Raw genomic sequence first — 12,992 nt, 5'->3', positions numbered from 1 at the left:
TTTATTTTTCCTAGCAGAATAACCCGTCGTACCTTACAATCCTGCCACATAAAAATTACAAGTTGCACACAAGGCATATCAAGCACATTTAAGTGGCAATATAGACCACAGCCTGATGCCTCAAATCCCCTATGCTGATTGGCTTCCCTACAACCGCCATGAATGCAGAAACTTAACGTGAAAGGTCCCGAGTAAAGATGAGTCCCGAAAAGCACCTCCTAGACTGGCAAACTAGTCAAACTATTGCTGAATCCATCGCTCCAACTTTAGGTCAGTTATACCGTCAAAAAGGCGTAGAAGTTATCCTCTTTGGTAAGACCCTGGTTAACGCGACAACTATCGACATCATCAAAGCTCACCGTATCGCAAAACGTTACACTGGTTCTCCTCTTACAGCAGAACAGACTCAACCAATCATTCAACACCTTCTCTCTATGGACTTGTCTCCATGTCGTATTGATGTTGGTCGCCTTGCCCATGCATTCTGGCAAGATCGCGAAGACACTCACGGGTTGGATGATTTCCTACAAACTGCACTTGTAGAATCGCTTCAAGGCGATGCAATGACAGAACCTCGTGACGTTGTATTGTACGGTTTTGGTCGTATTGGCCGACTGCTAACTCGTCTGTTGATCGAGAAAAGTGGCCCGGGGTACCCACTGCGTTTACGTGCAATCGTTGTACGCGGCGGCAAAGATGGCGACCTAGAAAAACGTGCAAGCCTGCTTCGTCGTGACTCTGTACACGGCCAATTCAACGGCAGCATTGTTGTAGACCAAGAACGCAAAGCGATCATCGTTAACGGTAACTTCATCCAAGTTATCTACGCAAACAAACCAGAAGAAGTGGATTACACGGCTTACGGTGTTGAAAATGCACTTGTGGTTGATAACACAGGCGTATGGCGTGACGCGGAAGGCCTGAGCCAACACGTTGCGTGTAACGGTGCGAAGAAAGTGCTACTGACTGCACCTGGTAAAGGCGACATCAAGAACGTGGTATTTGGTGTGAATGAAAATGTTATTCAGCCAGAAGACACCATCATCTCTGCAGCAAGCTGTACTACTAACGCAATCACGCCAGTATTGAAAGCGGTTCACGACAAGTTTGGCGTGCTGTCTGGTCACATCGAAACGGTGCACTCATTTACCAATGATCAAAACCTAATCGATAACTTCCACTCGGGTGATCGTCGTGGTCGTGCTGCATCATTGAACATGGTACTGACATCGACTGGCGCTGCTAAAGCAGTATCAAAAGCGATGCCGGAAATGGAAGGTAAGCTAACAGGTAATGCGATTCGCGTTCCTACGCCAAACGTTTCAATGGCAGTTGCGAACCTAAACCTTGAGAAAGGCACAAACAAAGAAGAGTTGAACGAGTACCTGCGTAAAATGGCGCTGTCTTCTGCTTTGTCTGCACAAATTGATTACACAGACTCGACTGAGATTGTATCTACCGACTTGGTTGGCTCTCGTCACCCAGGTGTGGTTGACGGTGTGGCGACTATCGCACAAGACAACCGTGCCGTGCTGTACATTTGGTACGATAACGAGTTTGGCTACAGCTGCCAAGTTGTTCACTGTATGGAACAGATGATGGGTGTACGCTACAAGACATACCCAGAAGTTTAATTAACTTCGCTCTTGTAGATACGTCCATCGCAACAAGCTCCACAACATAATAACTATATCTGCGAAGTCTGTATGGACTTCGCAACCCCTTTTGTTTTACTCCCCCGTATAAACAAGAGGGTTGCCACTTAGATCTGCTCTCTCTAACTGATCTAGGTGGCCTTTTTACATCTAGCGCCCTAACTTTTATCGCTATAATAAGATCTTGTCTTCATCACTCTTGCACAGCTTTACGTCTGTTATAACTCAACCTCAACATCTGACTGAATCGAGCTTGAACATGCAAGCACGTAGCCCTGTTCAATCTGCTCTGGCGTCAATGTTTCTTGGCTGCTTGATTCCACAGATCCTTTGGTCACTTTGCATTTACACGAACCACAAATCCCACTACGACAAGCGATAATAATTGGAACGCCTGCTTTTTCTAATGAATCCGCCAATGGTGTGCCAGTTTCCGCTTCAACTTCAGCGCCGAACGCAGGCACAAATACCTTAACAGCACTATTCGTATCGTCAGCAATTTCGGCGTTTGACGCTTCTGATTGAGCATCCTGAGTAGCAGGAGTAAAGCTCTCTTGATAGAAGTTATCCATGTTGAACTCAAGCTCTTTCAGATAACTCTCAATATCTTGCATGAAGCCGACAGGCCCACACAGGTAAACCGTTCTATCTAAGATATCTGGGCTCAGTTTCACCAACCAGTTTTTATCTAAACGACCTTGAGGGGCGGTTGTTCCTTCGTTGTCTTTTAACAGCAGTTTTAAGTTGAAATTCGCATGTGATTCATCGAGCTGATGAAGTTCTTGAAAGTAGATAGTCTCAAGCTTGTTGCGTGCCATGTGGACGAAATCAATCTCAATGTCACTGTCTTGAGACAGCCAATATTTTACCATCGCCATTACGGGTGTAATGCCACAGCCCGCACTCACTAGCGTTACTTTCTTTGTTGCCGTTGGCATGCAATCAATACAGTTAAACGAACCTGCCGGCTTCAACACAGAAACCTCGTCACCTTCATCAAGCTCATCAACAATAAAGTTCGAAACCAAGCCACCTTCCACACGCTTGACCGTCAACTTCAGGCGGTTATCTTCGGGGCAAGAAGCCACGGAATAAGCACGGTAATCCGTTTTCGTCGGCATATCTAAACCCAAGGTGATGAACTGACCGGGCTTAAAATTGAAATGTAAATCTTGTGGAATACTGCCAAGCTCAAAGCTGACCGTATCTGGCGTCTCGTGCCATTTCTTTAAACACACTAAATTGATTGAATCGCTATCCGACCATGCATACATAGTTCACACACCTCACTGATACTAAAGAATTAAATCTAAAAAGCCCCGCCGCTGCACGTTCCTAGAGAACAGCAACAACGGGGCTTGGGAGTGGGCTTAGATTAAGCCGCTAAGATTGTTTTAAGATCTTGCTCTGGCGTTGAGATAGAACGCATATCGAATTCGTCTTGAATAATCTTTAGTAGGTTTTCAGTTAGGAATGCAGGCGCTGTTGGGCCTGTGTAGATACCTTTCACACCCAGTGCGAACAGAGTAAGCAGGATAACGATCGCTTTTTGCTCGAACCAAGAAAGAACAAGTGTTAGTGGTAGTTCGTTGATGCCACAATCAAACTCTTGAGACAGCGCAAGAGCAAGCTGAATCGCTGAGTATGCATCGTTACATTGGCCAACATCGAGCAGACGTGGAATACCGTTAATGTCGCCGAATTGGTTTTTGTTGAAACGGAATTTACCACATGCCAATGTCAGGATTACTGAATCTTCTGGCGCTTGAGCTGTGAAATCTGTGTAGTAGCTACGTTCAGATTTGTCGCCGTCACAACCACCCACTAGGAAGAAGTGTTTGATGTTGCCTTCTTTCACTTGTTCAACAACCGCAGGCGCTGCTTCCATCAAGGCGTTACGACCAAAACCGACAGTGATCATTTGCTCGATCTCGTCATGCTTAAAGCCTTCTTGCGCAAGAGCACAATCGATCACTGCACTGAAATCGTCACCTTCAAGGTGAGCAACACCCGGCCAGCCTACGATGCTACGCGTAAATAGGCGGTCAGCGTACGAGCCCACATCTGGGTTAAGCAGACAGTTAGATGTCATTACGATCGCACCTGGGAAGTTCGCAAATTCTTTTTGCTGGTTCTGCCAAGCGCTGCCGTAGTTACCCGCAAGGTGTGGGTACTTGTTTAGTTCAGGGTAGCCGTGTGCAGGTAGCATCTCACCGTTGGTGTAAACGTTAATGCCCTTGCCTTCCGTTTGTTGAAGGATCTTTTCTAGATCATGCAGGTCGTGACCAGAAACAAGGATACAGTGACCTCGCTTCGTCTTCACATTCACGGTTGTTGGTTGAGGGTGACCGAAGGTATCTGTCTCGCCTTTATCCAACATTTCCATGACCTTGTAGTTCATTAAGCCGATCTGCATAGACGTATCTAACAGTTGTTTTAGGTCTGATGGATCTGTACCTAGGAACGCCATGATTTCATGGTATTCAGCGAAAATAGCATTATCAGTTTGACCAAGAACACGTGCGTGCTCCATGTAAGCTGCTGCACCTTTTAGACCGTATAGGCAAAGAAGGCGAAGACCAATCACATCTTCGTGTTGAGAGTCGTGACCACGGTTTACCGCCGCTTGAGGGGCAAGCGCCAATAGCTCTGAAGAGTCCGTTGGAAGGTCGAATTGAGCAGCAGCAGAAAGCGCTGGGATCTCAAAACCAATCAATGTCGCTGCCGCGCGAACCTGTTGCTCTAAACGCTGCTTGAATTCATGGGACTGTTGTGCGAATTCGATGATACGAGCAGGGTCGAAGTTAACGTTGGTTAGTGTTGCGAAAAACGCTTTTGGCGCCCACTCGTCGATTTCAGTATCAATAACATCACACGCACGGCCCAAATTGGCCCAAAAAGAAACACCTTGAAGAGAATGCACCAACACGTCTTGAAGGTCGGATACTTCCGAAGTTTTACCACACATACCTTGTGCGAAAGAACAGCCTTTTACGGTTGGGGTTTGAATTGTTTGTTCACATTGAATACAGAACATATAAGGGCTCCAGTAATTTTTATTAACTGTAAGTACTTTGCTTACAGTGACTTATTCCAACCCCTATAGAGCATCAAGCGTGCCAACTTTTAACATATTGATTTTATTAAACTTAGTTTTATTCCATGTTTTTAGTGCGTGATTATGACTACATATAAACTCCCTAACAGCACACATCCGTGTCATAGTGACTCTCAGAGATTTATTAACGGCGTTCATGTTTCGTTCAGAATAGAAGCGATAAAGTAACAACATAGAAAAAGAGGAATGAATATGAAAAATATATTAGTTACGATTGTTGCATTGTTTACTGGCCTTTTGGCGTTATTCACAAGCTTGATCCTTGCTATTCCTTTAGCTATTGCAGCTTTAATTACTGGCAAGCGCATTCAGAATCAAATGAAGAAACAAGGTTTCGCAGCTCATATGAACACTCGTCAGTCATCAACCAATGATGCCGGTGTTATTGAAGGTGAATACGAAGACCTTTCAAGCAAAAAGTAACCTAAACTTTAGTTTCAGACATAGTGAAAGCACAACAGAGACAAGATTACATAATGCAAAGAAAGCCCCTCCTAGCATTGCTGGCCTTAACGACTTTAAGTCTCGTTGGTTGTTCCAACGAGACACCGATACCCGCTTACGAAACATCTCCAGACTTGCCTAGCTATCAGCAAGACAGCTTTGATGCCTACGTCAATGACACACAAGATTGGTTATTGAAAAACCGCGTGTTCATGACGGAAGACAAGCAACTCGAGATCCAACTCAATTCACCAACCGAGTATCAACCAACCTCGCCAAACGGCAAGGCGGTATTATTGGTTCATGGATTAGGCGACTCACCTTACTCATTTAAAGACATCGCTACCCATTTGGCAGAGCAAGGTTACTTAGTGAGAACCGTATTACTTCCGGGTCACGGCAGTCGCGTGGGTGATTTAATGCAGCCGAGCCTAGAAGATTGGCAAGGTGTGGTGGCTCATCATACGAAGTTACTTGAGCAAGAGTATGATTCTGTTTGGCTAGGCGGCTATTCAACCGGCGCGAACCTCGTGACTTCACAGGCGATGAACGATCCAAAGATCTCTGGGTTACTGCTGTTCTCACCTGCGTTTCAACCGAGCTCGTCTGCCGTTCAATACGCGGGACTAGCAAGCTACTTTGTCACTTGGGCGGATCAAGATCCTGAAGACAATGTGTTGCGTTACAACTCGTTGCCAATGAATGGTGCATCGGTTTACTACGAGACATCAGAAGTCGTACGTGGTGACTTACAAGATAAACACTTCGATAAACCAGTTTTTATTATGATGAGTGAAGGCGACAGCGTGATTGACACCAGTTTCGTTCAACAAGCGTTTACTGAATCGATGCCCAACCCAAACAATGTGTTGATCTGGCAAGGAGAGACGACTCTCGAGGATCCTCGCGCTGTTCAGTACAGCATGAAGATCCCAGAGCAACGCATCTCGAACGGCTCTCACATGGGCTTACTGTTCTCACCAAACAACCCTTATTACGGAATCAATGGTAGCGAGAAGATTTGCTCCAATGGTCAGGCAGAAGGGTTTGAAGAACAATGCAATGCAACCAGTGAGGTTTGGTACTCAGCTTGGGGCTATCGTGAAGAAGGGAAGAACCATGCGCGTTTGACCTACAACCCCTACTTCTCAGACTCGATGGCGAAGCTAGATGCCGTACTGAACTCTGAAGGCTAATAAGCTCAAGTCTTCCAAAAGCTAATCCAGAGAAATCAAAAAGGCTCACTAGATAACGTCTAGTGAGCCTTTTTTAATGAGTGTCGTTTCTGGTGAACGTCTAGGGTCTGTTGACCTTTAGAGCTGATTTTTGCAGCACTTTGTGGGAAATTTCTACAAGGCAGAGGCTTTGAAGTGTAGCTAGCCTATATGAGAAGCCGATAACGCAGTAGAAATGAACCACAAAGGCTGCCCGAAGGGTTCGGCTAGAATCGTTTTATGCTTTGTTAAGAAGTATTAACTTAGAATGACTAGGCTACATACTCCTTGCCGCGCCTAAAACGATTCTATCTCGAACAAAATTTAACCACTAAAAGTTAACAGACCCTAGTTACTTATTCTTATCACGCACTGCTATATCGTCCACACCACGCGAACAGCAAGCAAGATCAACACCACGCCAGATAGTCGATCAATCAACTGAGCTTTCGAGCGAATACGTTCAACAATCAACGGGCTAGACAGTACCAAGGTGATAAAGGTGTACCAAAGACCGTCGACAATCAGCGGTGTTGAGACAATGATAACCTGATTGGTCAGTTCATTACCTAGCGCAACAAATTGGCTAAACAGAGCGATGAAGAACAACGCGATCTTTGGGCTCAAGATAGAGATCAAGAAAGCCTCACGAGCAGACTGCATGTAACTCATCTTCTCACCTGCTTCTAATTTCGCGGCAACACCACCTTTCGAACGCAACGCGTTTACGCCGAGATAAAGCAGATAAGCAGCACCCGCTAAACTAATACCTTTAAACAACATTGGGGATTGCTCAAGCACAACAGCTAAACCAACAATGGTTGCGAACGCATAAATACCGATGCCAGCAGCGTGTGACCAAGCTGCGATAAGCCCGTTCATACGTCCACCAGCCAAACTGTGTTTAGCGATCATCGCCAAGCTTGGGCCCGGAGACATTGCACCCAACAAGCAAATCGCTAATAAAGAAAACCAAATTGTTACTGTCATCATTCCATTCCTAATAAAATAAAGCGTTCCAGCTGCACGCTCTACGCTTAATACTCAATACTTGGCACTTACCATAATTCGCAGGAGGTATTATTTGAAATCAAAGATTATCATCACACCTATGATTTCAAGTCATACTGATATTGTAACTCGACTTTTGCATGGCTTGGAATGCTTTTTCTCGCGCCCATTTGTGGGCAGAGTCGTTGTCATATTTAGGGTGCCACATTAACCAATAGGTATGCATTTCCGTATCAAATGGCAACGAAAAGTAGGTAGTATCGAGGTGTCGACCTAGGTTATAGGCGATATGTTCTGGCACGATCATCAAGTAGTCGTCTTGCATTAACACAGTACCTGCGGATGAAAAGAACGGGACCTGCAAAGCTACTCTTCGCTTCAGCCCTTGCTTCTTCAATGCTATGTCCGCGTAGCTGTCTTTATCTCCACCACCCGTCACTTTGATGTGAGAGTAGTGAACAATATCTTCTGCACTTAAAACCGCTTGCTGAGCCAATGGGTGCGACTTGCGCATCAAACACACCGACTTATCTTCGCCAAGTTTGATGCTTGAAACATGTTCAGGCTTTGTGGGAAACATACTGGAAGCCAAGTGAATACCCGACTCGTTCAGTGCTTCAAGGTAGTTTGGCTGCCACAGGCGATAAGCCAAATTGATGTTCGGCGCTTCAGCAGACACCTCTGCCACAATCACAGGAAGAATATACTGAGCGACATAATCACTCGAGGACAACACCAATTCACCTTGCCAGTCTTGCGGCTCGAAGGGTTTATCATCTAACAGGTGGTCAAACTCGCCAAGCAGGTCGTCGAGTTTGCCTTTAAGCAGAAGTGCGCGGTTGGTCGGCACCAGTTTGTTGCCATCACGGACCAGTAAAGGGTCACCACACAAATCTCGTAACTGGCTGAGCTGACGGCTCACCGCGGATTGTGTGATATGCAAACGTTGGGCGGCACGGCTCACATGACACTCTTCAAGAAGTACATGCAGTGAACGCAGTAGGTTTAAGTTGATATTGCCTAACATGAATGCACCGTCGCATTCTGTTTGTTGAAAAACTCGGTCAAAACCGTATGAGTCATTAAGTGGCGAAGATCCGGGTAACTTTGCAGCTGATCGCGAACTAGGTTCAAGCTCTCCATGCTTTCCACTTCCACGTACAACATCATATCTGTCTCACCGCTAATAGAGTGGCACCATTGCACCTCATCAATACTCTGGATTTGTTTCGCGTAAGACTCACAACTATGGTCACTACTCGACATGTCGAATTTCAGCAAAATATAAGCGCACACATTCTTCGTTTGGTTGGGTTCTGCCACTTGAGCGCAGTAGCCCGTAATCACTTTGTCGCTTTCCAGTTTCTTGATTCTGGCGTTCACCGCTGAGCGCGAGAGGCTGACATCTCGGGCGATATCGCTCACTGAGCATCGTGCATTGGTTTTGAGAATATCCAAAATCTGGCGATCAAATTTATCCATGCTTCTGATTCTTTTCATTTATTGTTCTATTTATAACGCCTAATTTGACACAACTTTCCTACTTATAACAGCCATTCTGACAGCCGACACTTTCACACTGAATCGGATTAATACCGTTAAAATGACGGTGTCTTACGACGTTTCGCTAGCTGTATTATTGATGTCAACAATGTATGCTCTCAATCATAACTTCTCACACACCAGAAGAAAGTTACTGGAAGACCGTGACCAGAATCAAATAGCTAGGAGAGCGAATGACACAACTCAAACAAGAAATCACGCTTATTTCAGGAATCGGACAACTCTCGACGACCTTGCTAGGCACTGGATTATTTATGATCCCTGCGATCGCAGCAGGCATTGCAGGACAGTTGTCTCTTCTCGCTTGGTTAATCCTGTTTATCGCTATTTGCCCGATTGCACTGACCTTCGCATCATTAGGAAAACGCTACCCGAATGCAGGTGGTACTGCCTATTTTGTGCGCCAGGCGTTTAGCGAGCGATTAGAAACAAGCGTGGCGTGGTTGTTTGTGAGTGTTATTCCTGTCGGTATTCCAGCGGCCATTGCACTGGCTGGCGGCTTTGCTCAACAACTATTTCCTTCTCCACTCGACACACCGCTTGGTGCTCAGTCCTTTACCGTAGCCCTGCTGATTGCCGTCAACTTGATGGGCAGTAAATCTTCTGGCCGCCTACAAACCGTAATCGCGTTGTCGATTTTCGCCTTAGTTAGCACTTTTGTTTGGAAAGCCGATATCACGATAGCCGATGTTGCTCTTCCTGCTATCTCGTCCGATTCGATGTGGTCTATCGGCGCAGCTTTGGCTGTTATGTTTTGGTGCTTTGTCGGAATAGAAGCTTTTGCTCACATGGGAGAGGAGTTCAAAAATCCACAACGTGACTTCCCAATCGCCATCATTGCAGGCTGTTTTATTGCGGGGTTAGTGTACTGGGCTTGTTCCGTGGTGATTCTTAAACTGGGGGCTTACGGCTCACCTGAATTTGATGCCGCATCCATCCCGTGGGTAACAGAACAACTGTTTGGCAATGGCTTCAAAACGATCATCAGTGTACTTGGTTTCTTTGCTTGTTTTGCTAGCCTAAACCTTTACACACAAAGCCTATCACGAATGATCTGGGCTCAAGCTCGACAACACACTCCGACAAGTAGAATGGCTCAATTGAACAGCCGCGGCGTACCACTTTACCCAACATTAGCAATTGGCTTTATCGCGCTTGTCTCGTGTGTGATTGGTGAGTTGTCTAACTTGGACCTCGAGTTCTTTCTCAAGCTCGCCAACGGTATTTTTGTTCTGGTTTATCTGCTCGCGATGTTAGCCGCTTGCCGATTACTGACTGGCGCATCTAGATACACCGCCATGCTCTCACTGGTCATCTGTACCTTGGTGTTTATTTGTTTAAGCTGGTCGATGCTCTATGCTGTCACTATTTTTGTGACATTGTCACTCCCTTGGCGTAAGTGGCTAGGTAAAGGTAAAACCGTTTCTGTCGACAAGTTATAACTCGATTAATGATGAATCGACAAACTGTAAGCAAGCCCTACCAATATTACTGATAAAAAAGCCGAGCGATCTGTTTGATCTTCGGCTTTATGTCAGCCAAACGGATATTTCCAAACCCCAAAACCGCACCACTCCAATCACGAACATCACTTGATCCATATTCATAAAAGTCAAAAGGACGAATGATGATATTTTCAAGCTCTGCTCTACGGCTCCACTCATGTTCAGATATTCCGTTGTACCACTTCACCGTTACATGTAGTCCTGCCGCCTGACTGATCACTTCAAGATCACCGTTAAACTCGCTTTCAATCGCTTCTATCATCGCTTCATACTTGAGTTTGTATGACCGACGCATCTTTCTAATATGACGCAGCAAGTCGCCTTCTCGAACAAAATCCGCCAAAGCTTCTTGTGTATGAGACGCCGTGTCTCCAGTGAGCGCATCTTTAATCTCAAGACACTTCACCACCAGACTTTCTGGCACCACTAAGTAGCCTAAACGAAGTCCGTTGAACATGACTTTGCTCAGCGAACCAACATAAATGATTCGGTCATCAAACCCGAGTTTACCCGCTAAGCCTTGCATACTGGTGTAAGGGCGATGTGCAAACTGAAACTCACTGTCGTAGTCATCTTCAATAATCCAAGACTGATTTTTGTTGGCCCAATCGATTAGCTTGAGGCGTTGCTCGGTATTAAGTGTTGTGCCCATTGGGTATTGATTGCTTGGAGTGACATACAGAGCCTTAGCATTACTGGAGAGCACTTTTTCAATATCAATACCGACCTTTTCACGGACACTTACGCCATCTAACTCTAACCTCAACAGATCGATAATTTTATGCACTTGTCGATAGCCGGGCTCTTCCACAAGGATTTTGTCGCCCATCGCTAACGTCGCCATCAAACCGATTGAGATAGCTTGCTGAGCACCTGCGGTTATGATGATTCTGTCAGCACTACAGTGAACCGAGCGACTGCTTGCAAGATACCCACTCAACGCTCCCCTCAAGGCTGAGCTTCCCTGAACCTCTTGATTGCCCGCAATGTTCTGACGTGTAGAGTGACGTTGCAGCAACCTCTGCCATTTCGCAAAAGGGAACGCATCTAAGTCAGGAACTCCGGGGGCAAAGCTACGGTTAATGTCGTTCGGTGTCGCTATGTTTGCACTCGGTTTACTGACTGTTTGTTTGACCTTCGGATCCTGAATACTGTTTGGCTTAGACAAACTTAGAAAGTGTTCTGGTTGTTCAACCGAGACATAAAACCCTGAGCCTTGCTTACTCTCGATATAGCCTTCCGTGACCAGTTGTTCGTACGCGTAAATCACCGTATTTCGACTCACTGATAACTCGACGGCCAACTTACGTGTTGAAGGTAACTTACTGCCCTTGCTCCATAAATCTTGAACGATTTTCTCTCTTATCGCGTGGAACAAGGCGGTTTGACGCGTGTCGTGTTGTTCGTCTAACTGTAGGTCACCGACATCGATAGGCTGCATAACTGGATCCAAATAGTGTTTAAAAGTGGCTCTATTTAATAGACCAGTTAATCGCTACATTAATCAAAAGGCAATGATTAAGGAGCGATTATGTTATCTAACACGAAAAGAACCACGATTAAAAAAGGGGCTCACAAAGCCGTATTTGAACAAGAGAAACTGCACCAAATTATTGATGAGAGCTTAATCGCACACATTGCATTGCAAGGCGAACAAGGCCCAATGGTTATCCCGATGCTCGCGTGGCGAGTGGATGATATGGTCTACATTCATGGGGCTAAAAACAGTCGCCTACTAAAAGGGCTAAAAAAGGGAGAACCAACCTGTTTAACGTTCACCTTATTCGATGGTTGGGTGTTGGCTCGTTCGGCATTTCATCATAGTGCGCATTATCGTTCTGCTGTGGTATTGGGGTCATTTTCAGTCATCGATGACAATCAAGAAAAGGATCGCTTGTTGAATATCTTTATTGAGCAAATCGCGCCGGGCAGAACCGATGAAGTCAGGCTCAGTAATGAAAAAGAACTCACCGCGACCGAGTTGTTAGCTATACCTTTAACAGAAGCTTCCGTGAAGATTGGTAAACATGGAGTGAATGATGATAAAGCCGATATGGACATTCCAGTATGGGCTGGCGTATTACCTTATCGAACGGTTGTTGGGCCATTAGAAACCGTTCCAGAACAAGAAGGCATCATTGAAACACCAGATTACCAACAAGCTTATGGTGAACGCTGGTATCAGAATTAACACTCGAAGATGGTGAACTTGATAAAATTGTATACAATCTGACTTACAAAAATTTAACATGACTCAATAATGTAATCAGACGATGAAAACGAACAAGGATATTTTGCCATTTCAAGGCTTGCTCAATGGCATTGGGCAAGTCTATTTCACACCGTCTGTTATGACGTCGACTTTGCTGTTGCTTGCCATTTCTATTGAGTCACTTGCACTGGCTTTTCTTACTTTGCTTGGCGCCAGTTGCAGCTTTGCATTGGCCTTCTATGGTTATATGTACACCAACACCAACACCAA

The 12,992-nt window shown here is 45.4% G+C and carries 12 protein-coding genes; 6 read left to right on the top strand and 6 right to left on the bottom strand.

Translation table 11 applies throughout. From position 1 onward, the window contains the following. The first annotated feature begins 197 nt into the window (after window positions 1-197). Window positions 198-1,634, top strand: a complete 1,437-nt coding sequence (locus AB4329_RS17525) for a glyceraldehyde-3-phosphate dehydrogenase (protein WP_372138910.1) — start codon at window positions 198-200, stop codon at window positions 1,632-1,634. A gap of 239 nt (window positions 1,635-1,873) precedes the next feature. Here the strand turns inward: AB4329_RS17525 and AB4329_RS17520 are convergent, their stop codons facing one another. Both AB4329_RS17520 and hcp read right to left on the bottom strand, forming a co-directional pair. Next, on the bottom strand, window positions 1,874-2,929 hold the full coding sequence (locus tag AB4329_RS17520; RefSeq protein ID WP_371720947.1) for a 2Fe-2S iron-sulfur cluster-binding protein: 1,056 nt from the start codon (window positions 2,927-2,929) through the stop codon (window positions 1,874-1,876). A 101-nt stretch (window positions 2,930-3,030) separates the two neighbouring features. Beyond that, window positions 3,031-4,692 carry a hydroxylamine reductase gene (hcp, locus tag AB4329_RS17515; RefSeq protein ID WP_017068651.1) on the bottom strand — a complete coding sequence of 554 codons (1,662 nt, stop codon included), beginning with the start codon at window positions 4,690-4,692 and terminating at the stop codon, window positions 3,031-3,033. A gap of 273 nt (window positions 4,693-4,965) precedes the next feature. On the opposite strand from hcp, the gene AB4329_RS17510 reads away from it, so the two are divergent. Beyond that, window positions 4,966-5,196, top strand: a complete 231-nt coding sequence (locus tag AB4329_RS17510) for a hypothetical protein (protein ID WP_017061777.1) — start codon at window positions 4,966-4,968, stop codon at window positions 5,194-5,196. Window positions 5,197-5,249: 53 nt separating this feature from the next. Then, window positions 5,250-6,413 (top strand): alpha/beta hydrolase, encoded by a 1,164-nt coding sequence (locus AB4329_RS17505; protein WP_372138909.1) that lies wholly within the window; start codon window positions 5,250-5,252, stop codon window positions 6,411-6,413. A gap of 393 nt (window positions 6,414-6,806) precedes the next feature. Here the strand turns inward: AB4329_RS17505 and AB4329_RS17500 are convergent, their stop codons facing one another. The 3 genes from AB4329_RS17500 to AB4329_RS17490 form a co-directional block, all read right to left on the bottom strand. Continuing rightward, window positions 6,807-7,421 (bottom strand): LysE family translocator, encoded by a 615-nt coding sequence (locus AB4329_RS17500; RefSeq protein WP_017061779.1) that lies wholly within the window; start codon window positions 7,419-7,421, stop codon window positions 6,807-6,809. A 127-nt stretch (window positions 7,422-7,548) separates the two neighbouring features. Next, window positions 7,549-8,469, bottom strand: a complete 921-nt coding sequence (locus tag AB4329_RS17495; RefSeq protein WP_017070979.1) for a LysR family transcriptional regulator — start codon at window positions 8,467-8,469, stop codon at window positions 7,549-7,551. Further along, window positions 8,463-8,924, bottom strand: a complete 462-nt coding sequence (locus tag AB4329_RS17490; RefSeq protein WP_372138908.1) for an Lrp/AsnC family transcriptional regulator — start codon at window positions 8,922-8,924, stop codon at window positions 8,463-8,465. The genes AB4329_RS17495 and AB4329_RS17490 overlap by 7 nt, the downstream gene beginning before the upstream one ends. A gap of 254 nt (window positions 8,925-9,178) precedes the next feature. On the opposite strand from AB4329_RS17490, the gene yjeH reads away from it, so the two are divergent. Beyond that, complete coding sequence (gene yjeH / locus AB4329_RS17485) at window positions 9,179-10,447, top strand: L-methionine/branched-chain amino acid transporter (protein WP_372138906.1); 1,269 nt, start codon at window positions 9,179-9,181, stop codon at window positions 10,445-10,447. Window positions 10,448-10,493: 46 nt separating this feature from the next. On the opposite strand, the gene AB4329_RS17480 is transcribed toward yjeH, so the two are convergent. Further along, window positions 10,494-11,951, bottom strand: coding sequence for a PLP-dependent aminotransferase family protein (locus AB4329_RS17480; protein WP_372138904.1), 1,458 nt, complete (start codon window positions 11,949-11,951; stop codon window positions 10,494-10,496). 90 nt (window positions 11,952-12,041) lie between these two features. Here AB4329_RS17480 and AB4329_RS17475 point away from each other — a divergent pair, with 90 nt between their 5' ends. Together AB4329_RS17475 and AB4329_RS17470 are read left to right on the top strand one after the other, a co-directional pair. Next, window positions 12,042-12,701: a pyridoxamine 5'-phosphate oxidase family protein gene (locus tag AB4329_RS17475; protein ID WP_102394154.1), complete on the top strand. Its 660-nt coding sequence runs from the start codon at window positions 12,042-12,044 to the stop codon at window positions 12,699-12,701. Between the two features lie 82 nt (window positions 12,702-12,783). Then, a partial coding sequence (locus tag AB4329_RS17470) for an urea transporter (protein ID WP_372138902.1) occupies window positions 12,784-12,992 on the top strand: 209 nt, incomplete at its 3' end.

The sequence above is a fragment of the Vibrio sp. 10N.261.54.A5 genome (genome assembly GCF_041471145.1).
GTDB classification, from domain to species: Bacteria; Pseudomonadota; Gammaproteobacteria; order Enterobacterales; family Vibrionaceae; genus Vibrio; species Vibrio crassostreae_C.
The sequence above is the reverse complement of the archived record's forward strand: the minus strand, read 5'-3'. Positions and strand labels throughout refer to the sequence as shown.